This is a genomic window from Klebsiella sp. BIGb0149 (assembly GCF_004362605.1).
In the GTDB taxonomy this organism is placed as follows: Bacteria; Pseudomonadota; Gammaproteobacteria; order Enterobacterales; family Enterobacteriaceae; genus Klebsiella; species Klebsiella terrigena.
The window spans coordinates 54,240-77,369 of record NZ_SNYG01000010.1 but is presented as its reverse complement, the minus strand read 5'-3'; the positions used below and the strand labels follow the sequence as shown (position 1 = coordinate 77,369).

General features: G+C 57.6%; 22 protein-coding genes. 14 read left to right on the top strand and 8 right to left on the bottom strand.

Annotation, left to right across the window (positions count from 1 at the left end; translation table 11 throughout):
• Nucleotides 1-382 precede the first annotated feature (382 nt).
• On the top strand, nt 383-2,032 hold the full coding sequence (gene pgi / locus EDF75_RS25105) for a glucose-6-phosphate isomerase (RefSeq protein WP_133601259.1): 1,650 nt from the start codon (nt 383-385) through the stop codon (nt 2,030-2,032).
• Nucleotides 2,033-2,076: 44 nt separating this feature from the next.
• Here pgi and EDF75_RS25100 read toward each other — a convergent pair whose 3' ends face one another.
• Nucleotides 2,077-2,535 carry an acyltransferase gene (locus tag EDF75_RS25100; protein ID WP_041143581.1) on the bottom strand — a complete coding sequence of 153 codons (459 nt, stop codon included), beginning with the start codon at nt 2,533-2,535 and terminating at the stop codon, nt 2,077-2,079.
• A complete protein-coding gene (locus EDF75_RS25095) occupies nt 2,535-3,053 on the bottom strand; it encodes a GNAT family N-acetyltransferase (RefSeq protein ID WP_133601258.1) in 519 nt (172 codons plus the stop codon). The genes EDF75_RS25100 and EDF75_RS25095 overlap by 1 nt, the downstream gene beginning before the upstream one ends.
• 145 nt (nt 3,054-3,198) lie before the next feature.
• On the opposite strand from EDF75_RS25095, the gene psiE reads away from it, so the two are divergent.
• Entirely contained in the window at nt 3,199-3,609 is a 411-nt protein-coding gene (psiE, locus tag EDF75_RS25090) for a phosphate-starvation-inducible protein PsiE (RefSeq protein ID WP_045853514.1), read from the top strand.
• A 195-nt stretch (nt 3,610-3,804) separates the two neighbouring features.
• Here the strand turns inward: psiE and malG are convergent, their stop codons facing one another.
• From malG to malE, 3 genes are all read right to left on the bottom strand, one after another.
• Nucleotides 3,805-4,695: a maltose ABC transporter permease MalG gene (malG, locus tag EDF75_RS25085; protein WP_041143584.1), complete on the bottom strand. Its 891-nt coding sequence runs from the start codon at nt 4,693-4,695 to the stop codon at nt 3,805-3,807.
• 156 nt (nt 4,696-4,851) lie between these two features.
• Nucleotides 4,852-6,396 (bottom strand): maltose ABC transporter permease MalF, encoded by a 1,545-nt coding sequence (gene malF, locus EDF75_RS25080; RefSeq protein ID WP_123710013.1) that lies wholly within the window; start codon nt 6,394-6,396, stop codon nt 4,852-4,854.
• 123 nt (nt 6,397-6,519) lie between these two features.
• On the bottom strand, nt 6,520-7,710 hold the full coding sequence (gene malE / locus EDF75_RS25075; protein ID WP_123710012.1) for a maltose/maltodextrin ABC transporter substrate-binding protein MalE: 1,191 nt from the start codon (nt 7,708-7,710) through the stop codon (nt 6,520-6,522).
• Between the two features lie 369 nt (nt 7,711-8,079).
• On the opposite strand from malE, the gene malK reads away from it, so the two are divergent.
• From malK to ubiA, 5 genes are all read left to right on the top strand, one after another.
• Nucleotides 8,080-9,189 (top strand): maltose/maltodextrin ABC transporter ATP-binding protein MalK, encoded by a 1,110-nt coding sequence (gene malK / locus EDF75_RS25065; RefSeq protein WP_133601257.1) that lies wholly within the window; start codon nt 8,080-8,082, stop codon nt 9,187-9,189.
• 96 nt (nt 9,190-9,285) lie between these two features.
• On the top strand, nt 9,286-10,596 hold the full coding sequence (locus EDF75_RS25060; protein WP_133601256.1) for a maltoporin: 1,311 nt from the start codon (nt 9,286-9,288) through the stop codon (nt 10,594-10,596).
• Nucleotides 10,597-10,705: 109 nt separating this feature from the next.
• Complete coding sequence (gene malM, locus EDF75_RS25055) at nt 10,706-11,650, top strand: maltose operon protein MalM (protein ID WP_133601255.1); 945 nt, start codon at nt 10,706-10,708, stop codon at nt 11,648-11,650.
• 187 nt (nt 11,651-11,837) lie between these two features.
• Nucleotides 11,838-12,335: a chorismate lyase gene (ubiC, locus tag EDF75_RS25050; protein WP_133601254.1), complete on the top strand. Its 498-nt coding sequence runs from the start codon at nt 11,838-11,840 to the stop codon at nt 12,333-12,335.
• Nucleotides 12,336-12,347: 12 nt separating this feature from the next.
• Nucleotides 12,348-13,217 (top strand): 4-hydroxybenzoate octaprenyltransferase, encoded by an 870-nt coding sequence (gene ubiA / locus EDF75_RS25045; RefSeq protein ID WP_041143591.1) that lies wholly within the window; start codon nt 12,348-12,350, stop codon nt 13,215-13,217.
• Nucleotides 13,218-13,280: 63 nt separating this feature from the next.
• On the opposite strand, the gene plsB is transcribed toward ubiA, so the two are convergent.
• Nucleotides 13,281-15,704 carry a glycerol-3-phosphate 1-O-acyltransferase PlsB gene (gene plsB, locus EDF75_RS25040; RefSeq protein WP_133601253.1) on the bottom strand — a complete coding sequence of 808 codons (2,424 nt, stop codon included), beginning with the start codon at nt 15,702-15,704 and terminating at the stop codon, nt 13,281-13,283.
• Between the two features lie 129 nt (nt 15,705-15,833).
• Here plsB and EDF75_RS25035 point away from each other — a divergent pair, with 129 nt between their 5' ends.
• The 4 genes from EDF75_RS25035 to EDF75_RS25020 all read left to right on the top strand — a co-directional run bounded on the left by EDF75_RS25035 (nt 15,834) and on the right by EDF75_RS25020 (nt 18,789).
• Nucleotides 15,834-16,202, top strand: coding sequence for a diacylglycerol kinase (locus EDF75_RS25035; RefSeq protein ID WP_045853460.1), 369 nt, complete (start codon nt 15,834-15,836; stop codon nt 16,200-16,202).
• Between the two features lie 255 nt (nt 16,203-16,457).
• Nucleotides 16,458-17,066 (top strand): transcriptional repressor LexA, encoded by a 609-nt coding sequence (gene lexA / locus EDF75_RS25030; protein ID WP_123710004.1) that lies wholly within the window; start codon nt 16,458-16,460, stop codon nt 17,064-17,066.
• A 70-nt stretch (nt 17,067-17,136) separates the two neighbouring features.
• Nucleotides 17,137-18,453, top strand: a complete 1,317-nt coding sequence (dinF, locus tag EDF75_RS25025; RefSeq protein WP_133601252.1) for an MATE family efflux transporter DinF — start codon at nt 17,137-17,139, stop codon at nt 18,451-18,453.
• A gap of 126 nt (nt 18,454-18,579) precedes the next feature.
• A complete protein-coding gene (locus EDF75_RS25020; protein ID WP_041143596.1) occupies nt 18,580-18,789 on the top strand; it encodes a CsbD family protein in 210 nt (69 codons plus the stop codon).
• 106 nt (nt 18,790-18,895) lie between these two features.
• Here EDF75_RS25020 and zur read toward each other — a convergent pair whose 3' ends face one another.
• Entirely contained in the window at nt 18,896-19,411 is a 516-nt protein-coding gene (gene zur / locus EDF75_RS25015; protein ID WP_045853457.1) for a zinc uptake transcriptional repressor Zur, read from the bottom strand.
• A gap of 114 nt (nt 19,412-19,525) precedes the next feature.
• On the opposite strand from zur, the gene EDF75_RS25010 reads away from it, so the two are divergent.
• The 3 genes from EDF75_RS25010 (at nt 19,526) to pspG (ending at nt 21,495) form a co-directional block, all read left to right on the top strand.
• Complete coding sequence (locus EDF75_RS25010) at nt 19,526-20,014, top strand: cupin domain-containing protein (protein WP_045853456.1); 489 nt, start codon at nt 19,526-19,528, stop codon at nt 20,012-20,014.
• Between the two features lie 101 nt (nt 20,015-20,115).
• On the top strand, nt 20,116-21,114 hold the full coding sequence (gene dusA / locus EDF75_RS25005; RefSeq protein ID WP_133601251.1) for a tRNA dihydrouridine(20/20a) synthase DusA: 999 nt from the start codon (nt 20,116-20,118) through the stop codon (nt 21,112-21,114).
• A 138-nt stretch (nt 21,115-21,252) separates the two neighbouring features.
• Nucleotides 21,253-21,495, top strand: coding sequence for an envelope stress response protein PspG (pspG, locus tag EDF75_RS25000; protein WP_133601250.1), 243 nt, complete (start codon nt 21,253-21,255; stop codon nt 21,493-21,495).
• Nucleotides 21,496-22,084: 589 nt separating this feature from the next.
• On the opposite strand, the gene EDF75_RS24995 is transcribed toward pspG, so the two are convergent.
• Nucleotides 22,085-23,068 carry a quinone oxidoreductase gene (locus EDF75_RS24995; RefSeq protein ID WP_133601249.1) on the bottom strand — a complete coding sequence of 328 codons (984 nt, stop codon included), beginning with the start codon at nt 23,066-23,068 and terminating at the stop codon, nt 22,085-22,087.
• Nucleotides 23,069-23,130: the final 62 nt, after the last annotated feature.

Here is a 23,130-nt window from a genome sequence, read left to right as displayed (position 1 = left end):
CAATACATACCTGGTAATACGCAGGCAGTGCAGCTATATAAAGGCTTCGGAGGGGGTATGTCAACGCTGCGGTTATGCGGATTTTTCATGCGCGGGCGATTAACAGCAAAAAGCCTTATGATGAGCCCGGCCGCACTCCGGCGGGCCGCCGCCCGGTGGCCGAAAGTCTGCCGCTTTGCCCGGCGCCCGTGGGCGGATCCCCGCGCGCGCTGTCGCGGGACGTTTTGCCCGCGTTTGTGTCTATACTGGTAGTGTTTTTTACCCTGATCTGACCCTGTTCCTGACGCGCGTCAACGGCATAACACAAAAATCATCACAATTTTTTGCCTCCGGCGCTACAATCGACCGCAGTCACAATTCTCAAATCAGAAGAGTATTGCTCATGAAAAACATCAACCCAACGCAGACATCTGCCTGGCAGGCGCTACAGAAACACTTTGATGAAATGAAAGACGTCACTATCAGCGAGCTTTTCGCTAACGATAGCGATCGTTTTACTAAGTTTTCCGCAACGTTCGACGATCTGATGCTGGTGGATTTCTCCAAAAACCGCATTACCGAAGAGACGCTGGCGAAACTGCAGGATCTGGCCAAAGAGACCGATCTGGCAGGCGCGATCAAATCGATGTTCTCCGGCGAGAAAATCAACCGTACCGAAGACCGTGCCGTGCTGCACGTCGCGCTGCGCAACCGGAGCAATACCCCAATCATCGTTGACGGCAAAGATGTGATGCCGGAAGTCAACGCGGTGCTGGAGAAGATGAAAACCTTCTCTGAAGCCATCATCTCCGGCAGCTGGAAAGGCTATACCGGCAAGGCGATTACCGATGTGGTTAACATCGGTATCGGCGGCTCCGACCTCGGTCCGTTTATGGTGACCGAAGCGCTGCGTCCGTACAAAAATCACCTCAATATGCACTTTGTTTCCAACGTCGACGGCACCCACATTGCGGAAGTGCTGAAAGGCGTGAACCCGGAAACGACGCTGTTCCTGGTGGCATCAAAAACCTTTACCACCCAGGAAACGATGACCAACGCCCACAGCGCACGCGACTGGTTCCTGGCAACGGCTGGCGATGACAAACACGTGGCGAAACACTTCGCGGCGCTCTCCACCAACGGCAAAGCGGTGGGCGAGTTTGGTATCGACACCGCCAACATGTTTGAATTCTGGGATTGGGTTGGCGGCCGCTACTCTCTGTGGTCAGCGATCGGCCTGTCGATCATCCTCTCCGTTGGTTTTGACAACTTCGTTGAGCTGCTGTCCGGCGCGCACGCGATGGATAAACACTTCTCCACCACGCCGGCGGAGCAAAACCTGCCGGTGCTGCTGGCGCTGATCGGGGTCTGGTACAACAACTTCTTCGGCGCAGAAACCGAAGCGATTCTGCCGTACGACCAGTATATGCACCGCTTTGCTGCCTACTTCCAGCAGGGCAACATGGAATCTAACGGCAAATACGTTGACCGCAGCGGTAACGCCGTGGACTACCAGACCGGCCCGATTATCTGGGGTGAGCCGGGTACCAACGGCCAGCATGCGTTCTACCAGCTGATCCACCAGGGAACCAAAATGGTGCCGTGCGATTTCATCGCGCCAGCGGTAACGCACAACCCGCTCTCTGACCACCATCCGAAACTGCTGTCCAACTTCTTCGCGCAGACCGAAGCGCTGGCGTTCGGCAAATCGCGCGACGTGGTTGAGCAGGAGTATCGCGATCAGGGTAAAGATCCGGCAACGCTGGATCACGTGGTGCCGTTCAAAGTCTTCGAAGGTAACCGCCCGACTAACTCGATCCTGCTGCGTGAAATCACCCCGTTCAGCCTCGGCGCGCTGATTGCGCTGTATGAGCATAAGATCTTCACCCAGGGCGCGATCCTCAACATCTTCACCTTCGACCAGTGGGGCGTTGAGCTGGGTAAACAGCTGGCTAACCGCATTCTGCCGGAGCTGAAAGATGGCGCGGACGTCAGCAGCCACGATAGCTCGACCAACGGTCTGATTAACCGCTATAAATCCTGGCGCGCGTAATCAGCGTTAATCCGCTTCAATGCCGGCCTCAGGGCCGGCATTTTTTATGGCAGACGGCGCAATAATTTCGCCGGATTTCCCGCCCACACGCCTTTCTCGGTAATCGACCGGGTGACCACGCTGCCCGCGCCGATCACCGCGCCGTCGCAGATGCTGACCGCCAGAATGGTGGCTCCGCTGCCGATAGAGACATCGTTGCCCACCACGATTCTTCCCCAGCTCTCGCGATCGGCGTTGGGCTTACCGTCGCGAAACATATCGTTGGCAAACATCACCCCGTGGCCGATAAAACAGCGCTCGCCGAGGGTCACATACTCGCAGATAAAGGTATGGGACTGGATTTTGGTGTCCGCGCCAACCGACGTATTGCCCTGAATCTCGACGAAAGGGCCGACGAAGACGTTATCGCCGAGGCGACAGTCGTACAGGTTAGCGGGCTGGTAGATCACCACATTTTCACCGCTTTCGACGTTGCGAACGCCGGTATCACGAAGCGTAGGCATCATTCCTCTCCGATTCGTTTAGCCAGAATATGAATGGTGCTCTGCTGGGTGGCGGAGCGAAAGACGGTGTCTTTAAGATGCCGCATGCCCTGGCGTTCATAGAAGCGCCGGGCGCCGCTATTGGCGGCCAGCACCTCCAGCCACAGCCAGCGCTCGCCCTCGGCTTTGGCCCGCGCTTCGACGGCGCTAAAAAGCCGTTCGCCGTAGCGATGCCCCGTTTCGCCGGGCAGCAGATAGAGCTTATGCAGCAGGGTGCCCTGCGGGCCATCGGGCTCAATTTGCTGGTGATGCGCGTATTTGGCGAATCCTACCGGGCGCTGCGCTTCGGCAATCAGCCAGCGGCAGTTTGCCTCGGCCAGGCTGCGCTGCAGGGCTTCGGCGGCATACTCCTGCTGGAGAAAGTGCTCCAGCTCGCTGGCTCTGTGCCAGAGGTGGGTGAAGTGGTGGCGATAGCTGGCGTTGCCCATTTCACCGAGCAGGGTTGCGTCCTCCCGCTGCGCCGTACGTATTGTCAGCATGGTTGTCTCCTTTTTAACCCGCCAGTGTGGCAAGTGATTGTTACATTTGGCGCAACGGACGCAAAAAGTTAACGAATAATATCGATCTGGATCACGTTTTTGCGTTATACAGATCGCAGGAACAATGAATATAAGAGGTGTGAATATGCCGTCGGTCTATCGTCCGCTGGTGAATTTTGTTGCGAAGGCCATGCAGGCCGTTCTGAATCTGGCGCTGCTGTGCCTGGGCGTGATTCTGGTGGTCTTTCTCGGCAAGGAGACCTTCCATCTGGCGCACGTGCTGTTTACCCCGGAGCCGGTGAGCAAGTACAAGCTGGTAGAAGGGCTGGTGGTCTATTTTCTCTATTTCGAGTTTATCGCGCTGATTGTGAAGTACTTTGAGTCGGGCTTTCATTTCCCGCTGCGCTATTTCGTCTACATCGGTATTACCGCGATTGTGCGCCTGATAATCGTTGACCACGAGTCGCCGATGGCGGTGCTGATCTACTCCGCGGCGATCCTGCTGCTGGTGATTACGCTGTGGCTGTGTAACTCCAATCGCCTGAAACGCGAATAAAAAAAAAGCGGCCTCCAAGGGCCGCTGACCAACAGTCACAAATTTAATTTATGTAGGGTCCAGTTGAGGATAGCAGTGGCATTTGCCTTACTTTTTCAGCTGAGGGCGGTAGTTGCCGTACCCGGTTGGGGTTCGTGTACAGCAACTAAGTCACCGTCCCTCCTCTGAAATTTGGGGCGGGTATAACGATGAAACTTAACCTTTCACCCCGCCTGCCGTCAGGCCGTTCACCAGCCAGCGCTGCGCCAGCAGGAAGACCACGGTAATCGGGATAGCAGAGAGCACCGCCGCCGCGGCAAAGTCGCCCCACAGGTAGTTCTGCGGGTTGAGGTACTGCTGCATGCCAACCGCCAGGGTATAGCTGTTTACATCGCGCAGCAGCAGGGACGCAACCGGGACTTCGGTAATTGCGGCGATAAACGACAGAATAAAGACCACCGCCAGAATCGGCACCGACAGCGGCAGCAGAACCAGACGGAAGGCCTGCCACGGCGTCGCGCCGTCCAGCGCGGCCGCTTCTTCCAGCGAACCGTCGATGGTTTCGAAGTAGCCTTTAATGGTCCAGACGTGCAGCGCGATGCCGCCCATATAGGCGAAGATAACGCCGCCGTGGGTGTTGAGGCCGACAAACGGCAGATACTGGCCGAGGCGGTCAAACAGGGCGTACAGGGCAACCAGCGACAGCACCGCCGGGAACATCTGGAAAATCAGCATCCCTTTCAGCAGGGTGGCCTTGCCCGGGAAGCGCATACGGGCGAAAGCGTAGGCGCAGGTAGTGGAGAGCGCCACGATACCGATGGCGGTGATCCCGGCAACTTTCACCGAGTTCCACAGCCACAGCAGCACCGGGAACGGCGGCGGGGTGACGCGGCCGTCCGCATGCTCAACGCTAAAGCCGAGCGCCAGGCGCCAGTGTTCCCAGGAGATCTGATCCGGGATCAGGCTGCCGGTGGCGAAGTTACCTTCGCGCAGGGAGATGGCGATAACCATCAGCAGCGGGAACATAATCGCCGCGATAAAAATGAGCAGCAGGAGGTGCGTGGTGAAGAGACGCAGCTTCTGAGATTTGGGTTGTACCATAGCCATAATATTTTTATTCCCCTTGATACCGCTCCAGGCTATCTCACTTGCCATTTTGAACCCGGGCAGTGCTCATCATCCTCACGTACTACGTGTACGCTCCGGTTCTTGCGCGCTGGCCGGGCCTAAACTGGCTGCGTCAATGACGCCTGGCCATTCCAGTTAGTCGAATTTCATTCGTGTGGCTTTCAGGTTAACAATCGCCAGCACGCCTACCAGCAGGAAGATCAGCGTAGCGATAGCCGCCGCGAGGCCGAAGTCCTGACCGCCGCCGCCTTCGAAGGCGATGCGGTAGGTGTAGCTCACCAGCAGGTCGGTATAGCCGGCCGGCGTGGTGGTGCCGAGGCGATCCGGACCGCCGTTGGTTAACAGCTGAATCAGCACGAAGTTGTTAAAGTTAAAGGCGAAGCTGGCGATCATCAGCGGCGTAAGCGGCTTGATCAGCAGCGGCAGCGTGATTTTAAAGAAGTTCTGGAACGGACCGGCGCCGTCCATTGCCGACGCTTCGTACAGGTCGTCAGGAATGGCTTTCAGCAGGCCCATGCACAGAATCATCATGTACGGGTAGCCCAGCCAGGTGTTGACGATAACGATCATCGAACGCGCGGTGGTCGGGTCGCTAAACCAGGCCGGCTTAATGCCGAACAGCGCGCTGAGCATCATGTTGATCTCACCGAAGCTCTGGTTGAACAGCCCTTTGAAAATCAGAATCGAGATAAACGACGGTACCGCGTAGGGCAGAATCAGCAGAACGCGATAAATCGCTTTCCCTTTCAGGGACTCCCACTGCACGAGGCAGGCGAGGATCATGCCGACCGCGACGGTCAGAATAACGGTCAGTATTGAGAAGACCACCGTCCAGACGAAGATGGCGAAGAACGGCTTCTGGATCCCTTCATCGGTAAAGACGCGGGTGAAGTTATCCCAGCCAATGCTCACGGTGTAGCCCGGGCTGAGCTTCTCGCTGCTCCAGCTGCCGTCGGCGTTGATGGACTGATAGAAGCCGACTTTGTTGTTCGGCCGGTATTTGACGCCGCTCTGGTTGTTGGTCAGCTCGCCATCGGCCGCCAGCGTATACAGCGGCTGGGTGCCGGAGAACTGACGCAGCGAGCTCATGATGACCTTGCTGTCGTCTGGCAGCACGGCGGTCAGCTGGTTCAGCGCGGTACGGTTCTGGGTGATCGCGCGCAGGTTGGCGCGCTCGCCTTCCGGCTGCGCATCGGCCTCTTTCAGGGCCAGCTTCTGCTCACCGCCGAGCTTAAAGGCGTCGGAAACGTAATTCTTGCCGCTGTCGCCGTCGGTCAGCGCCAGCTTCCACTCATCTCCCGCCGGGTACAGCGAAAAGTTGTAGGCTTTGCCGGCCTGGAAGGAGCGGTCCATCAGCACTTCCTGAGCGCGCTCGAAGGTCAGCTGGTTGGTGCTGCTGTAGTTGGTGAAGGCGATAGCAATGGTGCAGATCAGCGGAAACAGGACGAACAGCCCCATCCCGGCGAGACCCGGATAGACATAGCGCCAGGCATAGGCCTTGCGGTTGGAAAAGATATACAGGCCAGCCGAGCTTAAAATCAGCGTCAGGATGGCAAACAGGTACTCCCCCTGGGCGTACATCAAAACAACAAGGTAACCCACCAGCAGGCACAGCAAGCCAATCACAGACCATGTCAGCTGCGGGCTTTGCCACCAGTGTTTCTTTTTAACGACATCCATGGGGATCATCCTCTACAACGTATTTTGTTCTCCCTCTCCCCTCAGGAGAGAGGGCCCGGATCGGGCGGCGGCTGCCGGCCGGGATCCTGACCCGCTCCCGAGAAGGGGGAGGGGACTAGCAGGTTACTTAGTGATACGAGCCTGTGCGTCTTTCAGCGCGGCATCGACGGTCTGACGACCGCTAGCTGCGTTGATAACCGCGGTGCGTACGGCATACCAGAAGGCGGACATCTGCGGAACGTTCGGCATGATTTCGCCTTTCTGGGCGTTCGCCATGGTGGCGGCGATACGCGGATCTTTTTCCAGTTTCTCCTGGAAGGATTTCAGCGCAACGGCGCCCAGCGGTTTATCCTTGTTCACTTCATCCAGACCCTGATCGGTCAGCAGGTAGTTTTCGAGGAACTCTTTCGCCAGCTCTTTGTTCGGGCTGGCGGCGTTGATACCGGCGCTCAGTACGCCGACGAACGGTTTAGACGCCTTGCCTTTGAAGGTTGGCAGCAGAGTCACGCCGTAGTTAATTTTGCTCTTATCGATGTTGGCCCACGCCCACGGACCGTTGATGGTCATCGCGGTATCGCCCTTGTTGAACGCCGCTTCAGCGATGGAGTAATCGGTATCAGCATTCATGTGTTTGTTCTTGATCAGATCGACCAGGAAGGTCAGACCCGCTTTCGCGCCAGCGCTGTCCACGCCGACGTCTTTCACATCATATTTGCCGTTTTCAAGCTTGAAGGCGTAGCCACCGTCGGCGGCGATCAGCGGCCAGGTGAAGTACGGTTCCTGCAGGTTGAACATCAGCGCGCTCTTACCTTTCGCCTTCAGCGTTTTATCCAGCGCCGGGATCTCTTCCCAGGTTTTCGGCGGATTCGGAACCAGGTCTTTGTTGTAAATCAGCGACAGCGCTTCAACCGCGATTGGGTAAGCGATCAGCTTGCCGTTATAGCGTACCGCGTCCCAGGTAAACGGATAGAGTTTGTCCTGGAAAGCTTTGTCCGGGGAGATCTCGGCCAGCAGGCCGGACTGCGCGTAGCCGCCGAAGCGGTCGTGTGCCCAGAAGATAATATCCGGGCCATCGCCGGTTGCCGCAACCTGCGGGAATTTCTCTTCCAGCTTATCCGGGTGCTCGATGGAGACCTTAATCCCGGTGTCTTTTTCAAACTTTTTGCCCACTTCAGCAAGGCCGTTATAGCCCTTGTCGCCGTTAATCCAGATTACCAGCTTACCTTCTTCAATTTTGGCGAGGGCAGAGGCGGAAAACATCATCGTGGTCAGTGCTGACAGCGCGAGGATGCGGGCGCCGGTTTTGATTTTCATATACCAGTCCTTTTTGGTGATGTGCTCGTGGATACACTTAGGTGGCTTAACGGTGATGAGTTTCCTTTTTTAACAACCCCTTTCCATCCTCCCCATGTCTACGCCCCACCCGTAGTTTGTGTGATCTGGCTTGCAGAAACGCCGGTATTGGGGCGTGGAGCACATAAAAAGGCGGCTATTTTTGCAACCTGCGTCACGAAATTGACTTTGGCGTGCCATCCCCCGCAGTGAGAGGCAATCTCTCATCCTCCCGTCTCCTCCCCCATAAAAAAGCCGGGGGTGGAGGATTCACCAGGTTAATGAATGCCGCATAGTCAGCCCATCTTGAATGTGTCTTTAAGTGACAGGTTGTAACGAAGGGAGATGGGCATGGCGAGCGTACAGCTGCGAAATATAACGAAAGCCTGGGGCGACGTGGTGGTATCGAAAGATATCAATCTCGACATCCAGGAAGGGGAGTTCGTGGTGTTTGTCGGGCCATCGGGCTGCGGCAAATCTACCCTGCTGCGTATGATCGCCGGGCTGGAAACCATAACCAGCGGTGATTTGTTTATCGGCGAAACCCGGATGAACGACATCCCACCCGCAGAACGCGGCATCGGCATGGTCTTCCAGTCTTACGCGCTCTACCCTCATCTCTCCGTCGCGGAAAATATGTCTTTCGGCCTGAAGCTGGCCGGCGCCAAAAAAGATGTGATCAACCAGCGCGTCACTCAGGTGGCTGAAGTGCTGCAGCTGGCGCACCTGCTTGAGCGTAAGCCAAAGGCGCTTTCCGGCGGCCAGCGTCAGCGCGTGGCCATCGGTCGTACCCTGGTGGCGGAGCCTCGCGTCTTCCTGCTGGATGAACCGCTTTCAAACCTCGATGCCGCGCTGCGCGTGCAGATGCGTATCGAAATCTCCCGCCTGCACAAGCGGCTGGGACGCACGATGATTTACGTGACCCACGATCAGGTTGAAGCGATGACCCTGGCCGACAAGATTGTGGTGCTGGATGCAGGTCGCGTCGCGCAGGTAGGGAGACCGCTTGAGCTGTATCACTACCCGGCCGATCGCTTCGTTGCGGGCTTTATTGGCTCGCCGAAGATGAACTTCCTGCCGGTAAAAGTCACCGCAACCGCCATCGAGCAGGTTCAGGTAGAGCTGCCAAACCGCCAGCAAATTTGGCTGCCGGTGGACAGCGCCCGCGTTCAGGTAGGCGCAAACATGTCCTTAGGCATCCGCCCGGAACATCTGCTGCCCAGCGATATCGCCGACGTGACCCTCGAAGGGGAAGTGCAGGTGGTTGAGCAGCTTGGTCACGAAACGCAAATTCATATCCAGATCCCAGCCATCCGTCAGAACCTGGTCTACCGCCAGAACGACGTGGTGTTGGTAAAAGAGGGAGCCACATTCGCTATCGGTTTGCCACCGGAACGTTGCCATTTATTCCGTGAGGATGGCACGGCGTGTCGTCGGTTGCATCAAGAGCCGGGCGTGTAAGGCTTCCCATTAAAAAAAACGCGAACCCCTTAGCGCTGCAGCAGGCAGAACGACGGGCGAAGTGTTCAAAGAAAAGCAATGATCTCAGGAGATAGAATGATGATTACTCTGCGCAAACTTCCACTGGCGGTCGCCGTCGCGGCAGGCGTTATGTCTGCCCAGGCGATGGCCGTCGATTTCCACGGCTATGCTCGTTCCGGCATCGGCTGGACCGGCAGCGGCGGTGAACAGCAGTGCTTCCAGGCAACCGGTGCTCAAAGTAAATACCGTCTTGGTAACGAATGTGAAACCTATGCGGAATTAAAACTGGGCCAGGAAGTATGGAAAGAAGGTGATAAGAGCTTCTACTTCGATACCAACGTCGCGTACTCCGTATCGCAGCAGAATGACTGGGAATCAACCAGCCCGGCATTCCGTGAAGCCAACGTGCAGGGTAAAAACCTGATCGACTGGCTGCCAGGTTCCACCATCTGGGCCGGTAAGCGTTTCTACCAGCGTCATGACGTTCATATGATCGACTTCTACTACTGGGATATTTCAGGTCCTGGTGCTGGTATCGAAAACATCGATCTGGGCTTCGGTAAGCTGTCTATGGCGGCAACCCGTTCTTCTGAGTCCGGCGGTTCTGCCACCTTCGCTGACCGCGATGCGCTGGGCAACCGTATTTATGACAACATCGTGCCGAACGACGTCTTCGACGTGCGTTTAGCGCAGATGGAAATCAACCCAGGCGGTACCCTGGAGCTCGGCGTTGACTACGGTCACACCAACGTTCCGGATAACTACTACCTGCAGCCGGACGCGTCTAAAGACGGCTGGATGCTGACCGCTGAACACACCCAGAGCATGCTGAAGGGCTACAACAAGTTCGTGCTGCAGTACGCAACCGACGCAATGACCTCCAACGGTAAAGGCGTTCCGCAGGGCGGCAGCATTAACAACGACGGTACCATGTGGCGCGTGCTTGACCACGGCGCGATCTCGCTGGGCGATAGCTGGGATCTGATGTACGTCGGTATGTACCAGGATATCAACCTCGACAACAACAACGGCACCAAATGGTGGACCGTCGGCGTACGTCCAATGTACAAATGGACGCCGATTATGAGCACCCTGCTGGAAGTTGGCTACGACAACGTAGAATCGCAGAAAACCGGCGACAACAACAACCAGTACAAAATCACCCTGGCACAGCAGTGGCAGGCTGGCGACAGCATCTGGTCGCGTCCGGCAATCCGCGTATTCGCAACCTACGCCAAGTGGGATGAGAAATGGGGCTATGCGAACGGCGACTCCGGTACTGGCTACACCTCCGGCGTGGCGTATAACGACACCTCTGCGAAGACCTTCAGCCGTGGCGATAACGACGAGTGGACCTTCGGTGCCCAGATGGAAATCTGGTGGTAATCCTGCCTGACCTGTCATGACCAAAAGAGGGGCGCAAGCCCCTCTCTATCTTAGGCCCTGCGAGCTATTGCCTGGCTACCGCTCGGCCATCGGAATTGAGGTGATAACAATGAAAATGAATAAAAGTCTCGTTGCCCTCTGCCTGTCCGCCGGCCTGTTGGCCAGCGTACCCGCAGTCAGTTTTGCCGATGTGAATTTTGTGCCGCAGAACACCTCTGCCGCACCGACGATCCCCGCCTCCGCGCTACAGCAGTTAACCTGGACGCCGGTCGATCAGTCAAAATCTCAGGTCACCAACCTCGCGACGGCAGGACAGTCGCTGAATATTCCCGGCATCACCGGGCCGGTCGCCGCCTATAGCGTCCCGGCGAACATCGGTGAGCTGACCATTACGCTGACCAGCGAAGTGAACAAGCAAACCAGCGTTTTTGCACCGAATGTGCTGATTCTTGACCAGAACATGACGCCATCGGCCTACTTCCCCAGCAGCTACTTTACCTACCTCGAGCCGGGCGTAATGAGCTCGGATCGCCTCGAAGGGGTGATGCGTCTGACGCCGGCGCTGGGCCAGCAAAAGATTTACGTCCTGGTCTTTACCACGCCGCAGGATCTGCAGCAGACCACCAAATTAATCGATCCGGCGAAGGCCTACGCCAAAGGTACGGGTAACGCGGTACCGGATATTCCGGACCCGATTGCTAAACATACCACCGAAGGTACCCTGGGTCTGAAGGTGAAAACCTCTTCCGGCTCCAGCGTGCTGGTTGGCCCGCTGTTTGGCTCCTCCGGCCCGGGTCCGGTCACCGTCGGCAATACGGCCGCGCCGGTATACAGCGCGCCGGCCGCCGCTCCGGTTGTGGCGCCGGTCGCCGCGCCGGCGGCGAAGAGCGAGCCGATGCTGGACGATACGGAAACTTACTTTAACAACGGCATCAAGCAGGCGGTTGCGAAAGGTGATATCGACAAAGCCCTCAAATTGATGAACGAAGCTGAACGCCTTGGCTCGAAATCTGCCCGTTCCACCTTTATCAGCAGTGTAAAAGGCAAGGGGTGATCGTCTCCCCACAATGCTGATGTTTAGGCACAGCCTTTAGGTGCGTCCGCCTGGACGCACCTTTTTTTCTCGCGCGCGGCTGCTGTTGCATGGCTGTTGCGCGGAAGATCGTATCTTGATGTTTGCCCGCCCCGATCGGCCTATTCTGCGATACAATGCCTCCACGTTATGTATCGGAGAATCAGGCATGTCACATCCTGCGCTTACGCAACTGCGTGCGCTGCGCTATTTTGCCGCTATGCCCCCGCTGGAGCCCTCGCTGCGCGACTGGCTGCTGCTGGAAGACTCAATGACCAAACGCTTTGAGCAGCAGGGGAAAAAGGTTAGCGTTATGCTGGTCAACGAAGCGTTCGTCGGGCGCGAGGCGCTGGTCGGCGAAGAAGCGCTGCTGCCGGATGAAGAGCGTTACTGGCTGCGGGAAATTATTCTCTGCGCCGATAATGAACCCTGGCTGGCCGGGCGCACCGTCGTTCCGGAATCGACGCTGAGCGGCCCCGAACTGGCGCTGCAGCAGCTTGGACAGACGCCGCTGGGCCGCTATTTGTTCACGTCTTCGACGTTAACCCGTGATTTTATTGAAATTGGGCGCTATGCGGAGCTCTGGGGGCGTCGTTCCCGCCTTCGGCTGAGCGGTAAACCGCTGCTGCTGACAGAACTGTTTCTGCCGGCATCGCCGCTGTATTAAGAGGAAGAGAAAATGGAGTGGAGTCTGACGCAGAATAAGCTGTTGGCGTTTCATCGCCTGATGCGTACTGACAAACCGATCGGCGCGCTGCTGCTGCTGTGGCCGACGCTGTGGGCGCTATGGGTAGCGACGCCGGGTATTCCGCCGCTGTGGATTCTGGCCGTTTTTGTCGCCGGAGTGTGGCTGATGCGCGCCGCCGGCTGCGTGGTCAACGACTATGCCGACCGTAAGTTTGACGGTCACGTTAAACGCACCGCGCGTCGCCCGCTGCCCAGCGGCGACGTGACGGAGAAAGAGGCCCGGGTGCTGTTTGCCGTGCTGGTGGTGCTCTCGTTCCTGCTGGTGCTGACCCTCAACACCATGACCATTCTGCTGTCGGTGGCGGCGTTGGCGCTGGCGTGGGTCTATCCATTTATGAAGCGCTACACCCACCTGCCGCAGGTGGTGCTCGGCGCGGCGTTTGGCTGGTCGATTCCGATGGCCTTCTCCGCGGTGAGCGAATCGCTGCCGCTGAGCTGCTGGCTGATGTTCCTCGCCAACATTCTGTGGGCGGTGGCCTACGATACCCAGTATGCGATGGTTGACCGGGACGATGACCTTAAAATTGGCATCAAATCAACGGCGATTTTGTTCGGTGAAAACGACCGCCTGATTATCGGCATGCTGCAGATTGCTGTGCTGGTCTTAATGGGGGCGGTAGGCTGGCTGAACGGCCTGGGCTGGGAATATTACTGGTCGCTGTTTATTGCGGCGGGGCTGTTTTTCTGGCAGCAGAAGCTGATTTTCCGTCGTGAACGCGACGACTGCTTCAAAGCGTTTTTAAACAATAACTACGTTGGGCTGGTGCTGTTCCTCGGCCTGGCGATGGGCTACATGGCGTAGTTTCCCCAGTCCTGGTTATGACTCCCCGGCCAGCGATGCGCAGGCCGGGGCAGGTCTCAGGCGCTACGCTTCATCCTGCGCGGCGCTTTCAATCGTCAGACGCACATCCGACGTAATCAGGTTCGCCAGCATCTGGTAAACCTTCAGCGTCTCTTCCGGCTCGGCGTCGCCGGTATCGCTAATGTAGCCTTCATCACGCAGCGTCAGTACCAGAGTACTGAATACCGCCTTATCGAAGAACTCCGGCGCGTTGATCCCGTGCAGAACCGACAGGCGCTGGGCCATCGTGCGGCTCTCTTTCTCCAGCGAACTGCGGTTAATCGCAGGATTTGCGCTCAGCAGCCAGAAGGTGATGGCGTAGCGCTGGAGCGTTTCGCGCGCCCCGGCGGCCAGCAGCTGCAGCAGGCGGGAGTGCGACGGGTTGATGCTTATCTCATCGTCGCTCAGTACCAGCAGGCCCTGGCGCTGCATCTCAGCGGTCAGCGCATCGATAACGCTCGCCAGCTCCTCTTTTTCCCAGCGCAGGAACAGCTCGGCCTTCAGCAGCGGATAGAACATCTCGACGTGACGCAGCACCTCCGCGCGGGTGATCCGCCGATGCTGGGTGACAATAGCCGCCAGCAGCGAAGGCATCATCAGCATATGAGCGATGTTGTTGCGGTAGTAGGTCATCAGCACCGCCTGCTCGCGCGGCAGAATAATGATGTCGCCGATGGTGTCCTTCTCGACCTCGAACTTATTCATCTTCAGCGCGTGGTCAATCAGCTCGCTGGCGGAAGCCGGCGGCGTGGTCGCGTCCGGAGAGTAGGGCACGTTACGCAGCAGATCGAGATAGCACTCCAGCTGCTGGGTCAGCTGCTCGCGGGTCAGTGAACGCTGGCGCGATGCCAGCAGCGCGGTACAGCACAGGTTCATGGCGTTTGCCGCGGCGGCGTTGTTGATGCGGACCATCAGATCGGCGGCGATGCTGTTTACCGACGGCGTCAGCCAGGACGGGCGAATGGCTTCGATAGGATCGATAGATTCGCGCCACTCCGGTACGTGCTGGTTGAGCCAGGTCATCAGCGGCAGCGGTTCGCCGAAGTTAACGTACCCCTGGCCGAGGTTACGCAGCTTGCTCAGGCCGCGCAGCATCTGCGGCAGGCTCTCTTTCTCTTTCGTCGCGCCGCGCAGTTCTTTGGCGTAGGTTCCGACTTCCATCACGTGCTCGTAGCCGATGTAGATAGGAACCAGCGTGATTGGCCGGGTGCCGCCGCGCAGCATCGCCTGAATAGTCATCGACAGGGTGCCGGTTTTCGGGTCCAGCAGGCGCCCGGTACGGGAGCGTCCGCCCTCGACGAAGTACTCTACCGAGTAGCCGCGGCTGAACAGCTCGCCAAGATATTCGCGGAATACCGTTGAGTAGAGCTTGTTGCCCTTAAACGTACGGCGAATAAAGAACGCGCCGCCGCGGCGGAAAATCGGCCCTGCCGGCCAGAAGTTGAGGTTGATGCCGGCGGCGATATGCGGCGGTACCAGCCCCTGGTGGTAGAGCACGTAGGAGAGCAGCAGGTAGTCCATATGGCTACGGTGGCACGGAACGTAGACGATCTCGTGCCCTTCGTGCGCCAGCTGCCGCACGCGCTCGGCGTTGTGAACGTTTATGCCCTGATACAGACGGTTCCAGGTAAAGCCCAGCACGCGGTCGGTCAGGCGAATCATCTCGTAGGAGAAGTTGGCGGCGATCTCTTCCATCAGCGCGATGGCGTTTTGCTGCGCCTTCTCGTGGGAGATTTTCTTGCTGCGGGCTTCGTCTTCCACCGCACGGGCGATGGCTTTTGACGCCAGCAGCTTGTTGAACAGATCCTGACGGGCGGGCAGGCGCGGGCCGACGGCGGCCAGGCGCTGGCGGGCGAAGTGCATACGCGCCACGCGGGCCAGCTTCTGGGCGATGGTTTTGTCGGTTCCGTGCTCGGACGCCATTCGGCGTAGCGACACCGGCGGCGAGAAGCGTACGAAGCTGTCGCGGCCCAGCCACAGCACGGCGAAGAATTTCTGAATACCATTAAGCATGCGCAGCGGCGGATTGAGCTCGCCTTTTTCGCGCCCGGGCGCACGGCCAAACATCACCGACACCGGCACCATTTGCACATCGAGGTCAGGGTGGTTGCGGTGCAGATCCAGGTAGTCGTGGAACAGCTTGATGGACTCTTCTTTTGGCGTGTAGTAGGTAAATACGCGCGGGCCGCCGTGGATAAAGACGTAGCGGGGCAGCAGGGTGCCGTCGATTTCGAGCGGCTCGAGCGGATCGGCTAAATCGTGCTCCAGGCACTGCGCGCGCAGCGTCAGCAGGTCTGCCTTCGAGTTATAGGGCAGAACGTACATAATCGGACGCGAGGTATCCAGTCCTAATTCCTGAGCAGGCTCTGCGGGAATAGACTTGCTTTTTACCAGCAGCCGTAATGGTAAATTAAGTAATTTATAGTAAATTCGTTGCCAGCCGGACATAAACGATGTGAAGCCTCTGGTTAATCATGCAAATGCGCGGCAAGAATAACAGAAAGTGCGCAAAATTTCCGTCGCCACGCGGCAAACGCGTACACTCATTGACGTCATTTACATAAAAAGGTTCTTTTGATGGCCAATAATACCACCGGGTTAACCCGAATTATTAAAGCGGCAGGGTATTCCTGGAAAGGTTTTCGTGCGGCATGGATAAATGAGGCCGCCTTTCGTCAGGAAGGGATCGCCACCGTTATTGCCATTGCGATCGCCTGCTGGTTGGATGTTGACGCCGTTACGCGCGTGCTGCTGATAGGCTCGGTCCTGTTAGTGATGATAGTCGAAATTCTTAATAGCGCGATTGAGGCGGTGGTGGACCGGATTGGCTCCGAGCACCATGAGCTTTCCGGACGGGCGAAGGATATGGGCTCTGCGGCGGTATTTCTGGCGATCGCCATCGCGCTGATCGTCTGGGTTACGCTGCTGTGGGCGCACTATCGCTAAGCGCCGGTCGCATCAGGCTATTTGCTTTGCCCTCCGCCGCCCCGGTTTCGCGTCCACGGGCCGGCGAGCTTCCCTCCACGCGTTTTTTTGTCCCGCGCGGAGCCGCAGCGCCTCACCACTATCCCCTCTGCGTTAACCGGCTTCGGCGGGCATCAAAACAAAAGAATCTCCTGATTTATGTGTGAAATTTGATTCCAAAATCACCGTTAGCTGTATATACTCACAGCATAACTGTATATACACCCAGGGGGCGGAATGAAAGCGTTAACGACCAGGCAGCAAGAGGTGTTTGATCTCATCAGGGATCATATCAGCCAGACGGGCATGCCGCCGACGCGTGCGGAAATTGCTCAGCGCTTGGGGTTCCGTTCCCCAAACGCGGCGGAAGAACATCTGAAAGCGCTGGCGCGTAAAGGCGCAATCGAGATCGTTTCCGGTGCCTCCCGCGGTATTCGTCTGCTAACTGAAGAAGAGCCCGGCCTGCCGCTGATTGGCCGCGTCGCTGCCGGTGAGCCGCTGCTGGCGCAGCAGCACATCGAAGGCCACTTCCAGGTCGACCCGGCAATGTTCAAGCCGAGCGCCGACTTCCTGCTGCGCGTCAGCGGTATGTCGATGAAAGACATTGGTATTCTGGACGGCGATCTGCTGGCGGTACACAAAACGCAGGACGTGCGCAACGGGCAGGTTGTGGTTGCACGCATCGATGAAGAAGTGACGGTTAAACGCCTGAAAAAGCAGGGTAACGTCGTCGAACTTCTACCGGAAAACAGCGAGTTTTCACCGATCGTGGTGAACCTACGCGAGCAAAGCTTTACCATTGAAGGTCTGGCCGTCGGCGTCATCCGCAACGGCGAGTGGCTGTAAGCGCCTTCTCTAACGCAGCATCGTCTGATGCATGATGCTGCGCTACCTCTCTTCGCTCAGGCTCTCCCCCATGCTTTTTAATGCTGCTGATAAGGCCCTGTGGCGCCTGGCGCTACCGATGATTTTCTCCAATATCACCGTCCCGCTGCTGGGTCTGGTGGATACGGCGGTCATCGGCCATCTTGATAGCCCGGTTTACCTCGGCGGCGTGGCGGTCGGAGCGACGGCGACCAGCTTCCTGTTCATGCTGCTGCTCTTTCTGCGAATGAGTACCACCGGCCTGACGGCTCAGGCGTTTGGCGCAAAGGATCCCGTTCGCCTGGCGCGCGCGCTGGTGCAGCCGCTTGGCCTGGCGCTGGCCGCCGGTCTGCTGATCGTTATGTTTCGTATTCCGCTCATTAACCTCGCGCTGCATATCGTCGGCGGCAGCGAAGCGGTGCTGGAGCAGGCCCGGCGATTCCTCGAGATCCGCTGGCTGAGCGCTCCGGCATCGTTAGCTAACCTGGTGCTGCTGGGCTGGCTGCTGGGCGTCCAGTATGCCCGTGCGCCGGTGATCCTGCTGATTGTCGGCAACCTGCTGAATATTGTCCTCGATCTGTGGCTGGTGATGGGTCTGCATATGAACGTGCAGGGCGCGGCGCTGGCGACGGTGAGCGCCGAATACGCCACCTTTATCATTGGCCTGCTGATGGCGAAACGCGTGCTGAAGTTTCGCGGCGTGTCGTTCGCTATGCTCAAGGGCGCCTGGCGCGGCGACATCCGGCGGCTGCTGGCCCTCAACCGCGACATCATGCTGCGTTCGCTGCTGCTGCAGCTCTGCTTTGGCGCGGTGACCGTTTGCGGCGCGCGTCTGGGAGGCGATATCGTGGCGGTGAACGCCATTCTGATGACCATGCTAACCTTCACCGCCTATGCGCTGGATGGCTTTGCCTACGCCGTGGAGGCCCACTCCGGGCAGGCCTACGGCGCGCGCGACGGCAGCAAGCTGCTGGAGGTATGGCGGGCGGCCTGTCGGCAGTCCGGCATGGTCGCGCTGGCTTTTGCGCTGATCTACAGCGTGGCGGGAGAGCAGATTATCGCTCTGCTGACCTCGATACCCTCGCTCCAGCAGCTCGCCGACCGCTATCTGTGGTGGCAGATGATTCTGCCGACGATCGGCGTCTGGTGCTATCTGCTGGACGGGATGTTTATCGGCGCGACGCGCGGCAGCGAAATGCGTAACAGCATGGCGGTGGCCGCCGTGGGCTTTGCCTTAACCCTGCTGACGCTACCGGTGCTCGGTAACCACGGCCTGTGGCTGGCGCTGGCGGTGTTCCTGGCGCTGCGGGGCCTGTCGCTGGCGCTGATCTGGCGGCGGCACTGGCGGCGCGGAACCTGGTTTTCATAACGTGTTTTGTCATAAAGATGGTTAAAGATTCCGAATAATAAAATTAACCCAGAATTCTCATCTATAGTTAATCATACGTCCGGCACACAGCGGGCTGTTCACTCACCGAACGATGAGGATTGAATTATGAATAAAGACGAAATCGGCGGTAACTGGAAACAGTTAAAAGGTAAGGCCAAAGAGCAATGGGGCAAGCTTACCGACGATGATATGACCGTCATCGAGGGCAAGCGCGACCAGCTGGTCGGTAGAATCCAGGAGCGTTACGGCTACGCTAAAGATCAGGCAGAGAAAGAAGTGTCTGACTGGGAAACCAAAAATGACTATCGCTGGTAGCGATCGGACATAAAGCGTTAACCCTTTGTTTTAAAGCATTGTTATTGCCTGCCCGAAGGGTACAAGGATGTACTAAAATCCCCTGATTCCCGCTGCGGCTAACGCCTCAGCGGGCTTTCTTTTTAATCTGGATGGTGTGGTCGTGGTGGCAGTGCCCCGGCGTGTTGCAGGCTTCTACTTCGACGCAGCCCGCGCACAGTCCGTGCGCTTCAATCACGTTATGGCGCAGGGCGAAGCCCATTTTTGCCGCCAGCGTATGCATGATGTCCTCTACGCCTTCCGCGCACTCTTCTTTCACCACGCCGCAGCGATCGCAGATAAACATCGCTGAGCTATGGGTTGGCTGATCGAACAGATGGCACAGCACGTAGCTGTTGGTTGATTCCACCTTGTGCACGAAACCCTGCTCCAGCAGAAACTCCAGCGCCCGGTAGACCGTTGGCGGCTTGGCCTGCGGCTCTTTACCGCGCAGGAGATCGAGCAAATCGTAGGCGCTGATCGCCCCCTGCTGCAGACTCATCAGGCGCAACACTTCCAGGCGCTGCGGAGTCAGGCGCACGCCCCGCTGCGCGCAGAGCTTTTCAGCATGCGCTAACATGTCTTGCGAAGTGGACTTATCCATGAGCATCCTCTGGTTGTGTAACGATGAAGTTGTTACTTTATCACGATCCAGGCAAAACGCCGAGAACCCACGGTTTGTGCTATACCTGATGCATCTCATTTTCGGGAGAAAACGATGAAACGACCTGATTGCATTCGACATTGGCGCGAGCTGGAGGGGCCGGATGATGCCACCTACCCTGACAGCAACGAGCTCTTTTCCATCGGCGCGCCGCTGGCCCGAGGTTTACGACTAAACCGGCTGGGGATCCATCATGAACGCCTGCTGCCGGGGCGTCGCACCTCTTATCCGCATGCGGAAAGCGATGAAGAAGAGTTTATCTACGTGCTGGAAGGGTATCCGGAAGTGTGGATAAACGGCTATCTGTGGAAGCTCGAGCCCGGGGATAGCGTTGGTTTTCCCGCCGGTACCGGGGTATGCCATACCTTCCTGAACAACACCGAGGAGGAGGTGTGCCTGCTGGTGGTCGGCGAAGCGAATAAAAAATTTAACCGGATCTACTATCCGCTTAACCCCAGCTACGCCGCGACGCGCCAGGATCGCTGGGTTGACCATCCTCCGCAGTTCTTCGGTCCTCACGACGGCAAGCCGCGCAGGAAATAGCGTTTTTTTACCCCAGGATATGACCATTGGCGCTATGCGCCTGTGGTTTATCTTTGTGCTATAGTAGCGCCCCTTTTTACCCGGATGCCTGTTTATTCGCCATGATGCCAGAATCAACTTCTACCGCTTTTGCTGCCCACCGTTTTTCCATCGCACCGATGCTCGACTGGACCGACAGGCACTGCCGCTACTTCCTGCGCCAGCTGTCGCGCCATACGCTGCTGTACACCGAAATGGTGACCACCGGGGCGATTATTCACGGTAAAGGCGACTATCTGGCCTATAGCGAAGAGGAGCATCCCGTTGCGCTACAGCTGGGCGGTAGCGATCCGGCTGCGCTGGCGCAGTGTGCGAAGCTGGCGCAAGCGCGCGGCTACGATGAGATCAACCTCAACGTCGGCTGCCCGTCTGACCGGGTGCAGAACGGGATGTTCGGCGCCTGCCTGATGGGCAATGCGCAACTGGTTGCCGACTGCATTAAGGCGATGCGCGACGTGGTCTCGATTCCGGTAACGGTAAAAACGCGCATTGGCATTGATGACCAGGATAGCTATGCGTTCCTGTGTGATTTCATTGATACCGTATCCGGGAAGGGCGAATGCGATATGTTTATCATCCACGCCCGCAAAGCCTGGCTTTCCGGCCTGAGCCCGAAAGAGAACCGCGAGATCCCGCCTCTGGACTACCCGCGCGTCTATCAGCTAAAGCGTGATTTTCCACATCTGACGATGGCGATCAACGGTGGGATCCGCTCGCTGGAAGAGGCGAAGCTGCACCTTGAGCATATGGACGGTGTGATGGTAGGGCGCGAAGCGTACCAGAATCCGGGCATCCTGACCGCGGTTGACCGGGAGATTTTTGCGGCCAGTGGCGCGGATGCTGACCCGGTTGCCGTGGTGCGCGCCATGTATCCGTATATTGAGCGTGAGCTGAGCAACGGGACCTATCTTGGCCATGTAACCCGCCATATGCTGGGCCTGTTCCAGGGGATCCCCGGCGCTCGCCAGTGGCGTCGCTACCTGAGTGAAAACGCGCACAAGGCCGGGGCGGATATTAACGTCCTGGAACACGCGCTGAAGCTGGTAGCCGATAAGCGTTAACGTTTCGCTAAAATTTAGTCAAATACGCCACGCCCTGAAGTTAACTTCAGGGCGTTTTGCTTTAAATTCAATAAATTATAATTGGCGCGCTTCTTGTAATGCCTGAGTACAGAGGGTTATTGCCGGGGAGAGAAGACGATGCTGGAACTGCTATTTATTATTGGGTTTTTTGTGATGCTGCTGGTGACCGGCGTGTCGCTGCTGGGCATTATTGCCGCGATTGTCGCGGCGACGGCGCTGATGTTCGTCGGCGGCCTGTTTGCGATGATGATTAAACTGCTGCCGTGGCTGCTGTTGGCCGTTGCGGTGGTATGGGTGATTCGGGCGATAAATAAGCCCAAAATCACCCGCTACCATAGCAACAACCGCTGGCGTTATTAAGGGAGTGAGTGGTAGGTCACAACCTGAGGAATTTTGCATAAAACGGCGTAGGTTTTGCTTATTAAATCTGTCACTATTAGCGCGTTAACGAATTCATCGCGCTGTACCCTACATACAGCCGAACTAAAAAAAGTAAGGGCTTCCGAATGGAAGCCCTAAACTTTTCCCCCCCCTCCCGTCATACTTCAGACTACAGGGGCGTTGGCCGCGTTAACTCACCCCGGTCACTTACTGGAGTAAGCTCCCGGGGATTCGCTATCTTGCCGCCTTTCTGTCGCCCGAATTATTTAGGGAGGGCCTCCTCCCGTTATACTTCAGACTACAGGGGCGTTGGCTGCGTTAACTCACCCCGGTCACTTACTGGAGTAAGCTCCCGGGGATTCGCTATCTTGCCGCCTTTCTGTCGCCCGAATTATTTAGGGAGGGCCTCCTGTCATACTTCAGGCTACAGATGCGTTGGCTGCGTTAACTCACCCCGGTCACTTACTGGAGTAAGCTCCCGGGGATTCGCTATCTTGCCGCCTTCCTGTAGCCCGAATTATTTAGGGAGGTTTCCCGCCATACTTCAGGCAGCAGGGGCGTTTAACTATTACGGCAGCAGCAGGCTTGAGCCTTCGGTGGCGCGGCTTTCGAGCACCTCGTGCGCGCGTCGGGCGTCGGCCAGCGGATATTTTTGACTCTCGGCAACGTCGACGTTTATCACGCCGCTGGCGATCAGCGAAAAGAGCTCGTTACTGGCTTCTACCAGCTCTTCGCGGCTGGTGATATAGCCCTGCAGAGAAGGGCGGGTAACGTACAGCGAACCTTTCTGGTTGAGGATCCCCAGATTAACGCCGGTAACCGGACCGGAGGAGTTGCCGAAGCTGACCATCAACCCTCGACGCTGCAGACAGTCAAGCGAGGCCTCCCAGGTGTCTTTGCCTACGGAATCATAGACTACGTGCACCTTCTTACCCTCGGTAATCTCTTTTAGCCGCTCGGCGATATTCTCTTCACGATAGTTGATCGTCTCCCAGGCTCCGGCCTGCTTCGCGCGCTGCGCCTTTTGCGCGCTGCCGACGGTGCCGATGAGTCTGGCGCCCAGCGCCTTCGCCCACTGGCAGGCTATCAGCCCGACGCCACCGGCCGCGGCGTGGAACAGGAACGCCTCACCGGCTTTGATTTCGTAGGTTTTACGCAGCAAATAATAGACCGTCAGCCCCTTAAGGAAGGAGGCCGCCGCCTGCTCGAAGGAGATGGCCGCAGGCAAAATAGCGGCCTTATCGGCGGGGACGTTATGCACCGAGCTGTAGGCGCCCAGCGCCGACTGGGCGTAGACGACGCGATCGCCGGTTTTAATATGGGTGACGCCGCGCCCGACCTTTGTCACCACGCCGGCGGCTTCGGTACCTAATCCGCTAGGAAGCGAAGGGGGCGGATAGAGGCCGCTGCGAATATAGGTATCGATGTAGTTGATACCAATAGCTTTGTTCTCTACCTGTATCTCGTGCTCTGCCGGATCCCCTGCCACAAACTCCACCACCTGCAGAACTTCGGGGCCACCGTGCTTGTGAAATTCAATACGTGTTGCCATGCTTCCTCCTGAACTATGTGGTAACCTTTCGAGCCAATTTCTATTCCGGGAATTCCATTCAA

What these genes read in the sequence shown, in the direction of transcription:
- pgi (WP_133601259.1), top strand. Translation starts at nt 383, where the DNA reads ATGAAAAACATCAACCCAACGCAGACATCTGCCTGGCAGGCGCTACAG.
- EDF75_RS25100 (WP_041143581.1), bottom strand. Translation starts at nt 2,535, where the DNA reads ATGCCTACGCTTCGTGATACCGGCGTTCGCAACGTCGAAAGCGGTGAA.
- EDF75_RS25095 (WP_133601258.1), bottom strand. Translation starts at nt 3,053, where the DNA reads ATGCTGACAATACGTACGGCGCAGCGGGAGGACGCAACCCTGCTCGGT.
- psiE (WP_045853514.1), top strand. Translation starts at nt 3,199, where the DNA reads ATGCCGTCGGTCTATCGTCCGCTGGTGAATTTTGTTGCGAAGGCCATG.
- malG (WP_041143584.1), bottom strand. Translation starts at nt 4,695, where the DNA reads ATGGCTATGGTACAACCCAAATCTCAGAAGCTGCGTCTCTTCACCACG.
- malF (WP_123710013.1), bottom strand. Translation starts at nt 6,396, where the DNA reads ATGGATGTCGTTAAAAAGAAACACTGGTGGCAAAGCCCGCAGCTGACA.
- malE (WP_123710012.1), bottom strand. Translation starts at nt 7,710, where the DNA reads ATGAAAATCAAAACCGGCGCCCGCATCCTCGCGCTGTCAGCACTGACC.
- malK (WP_133601257.1), top strand. Translation starts at nt 8,080, where the DNA reads ATGGCGAGCGTACAGCTGCGAAATATAACGAAAGCCTGGGGCGACGTG.
- EDF75_RS25060 (WP_133601256.1), top strand. Translation starts at nt 9,286, where the DNA reads ATGATGATTACTCTGCGCAAACTTCCACTGGCGGTCGCCGTCGCGGCA.
- malM (WP_133601255.1), top strand. Translation starts at nt 10,706, where the DNA reads ATGAAAATGAATAAAAGTCTCGTTGCCCTCTGCCTGTCCGCCGGCCTG.
- ubiC (WP_133601254.1), top strand. Translation starts at nt 11,838, where the DNA reads ATGTCACATCCTGCGCTTACGCAACTGCGTGCGCTGCGCTATTTTGCC.
- ubiA (WP_041143591.1), top strand. Translation starts at nt 12,348, where the DNA reads ATGGAGTGGAGTCTGACGCAGAATAAGCTGTTGGCGTTTCATCGCCTG.
- plsB (WP_133601253.1), bottom strand. Translation starts at nt 15,704, where the DNA reads ATGTCCGGCTGGCAACGAATTTACTATAAATTACTTAATTTACCATTA.
- EDF75_RS25035 (WP_045853460.1), top strand. Translation starts at nt 15,834, where the DNA reads ATGGCCAATAATACCACCGGGTTAACCCGAATTATTAAAGCGGCAGGG.
- lexA (WP_123710004.1), top strand. Translation starts at nt 16,458, where the DNA reads ATGAAAGCGTTAACGACCAGGCAGCAAGAGGTGTTTGATCTCATCAGG.
- dinF (WP_133601252.1), top strand. Translation starts at nt 17,137, where the DNA reads ATGCTTTTTAATGCTGCTGATAAGGCCCTGTGGCGCCTGGCGCTACCG.
- EDF75_RS25020 (WP_041143596.1), top strand. Translation starts at nt 18,580, where the DNA reads ATGAATAAAGACGAAATCGGCGGTAACTGGAAACAGTTAAAAGGTAAG.
- zur (WP_045853457.1), bottom strand. Translation starts at nt 19,411, where the DNA reads ATGGATAAGTCCACTTCGCAAGACATGTTAGCGCATGCTGAAAAGCTC.
- EDF75_RS25010 (WP_045853456.1), top strand. Translation starts at nt 19,526, where the DNA reads ATGAAACGACCTGATTGCATTCGACATTGGCGCGAGCTGGAGGGGCCG.
- dusA (WP_133601251.1), top strand. Translation starts at nt 20,116, where the DNA reads ATGATGCCAGAATCAACTTCTACCGCTTTTGCTGCCCACCGTTTTTCC.
- pspG (WP_133601250.1), top strand. Translation starts at nt 21,253, where the DNA reads ATGCTGGAACTGCTATTTATTATTGGGTTTTTTGTGATGCTGCTGGTG.
- EDF75_RS24995 (WP_133601249.1), bottom strand. Translation starts at nt 23,068, where the DNA reads ATGGCAACACGTATTGAATTTCACAAGCACGGTGGCCCCGAAGTTCTG.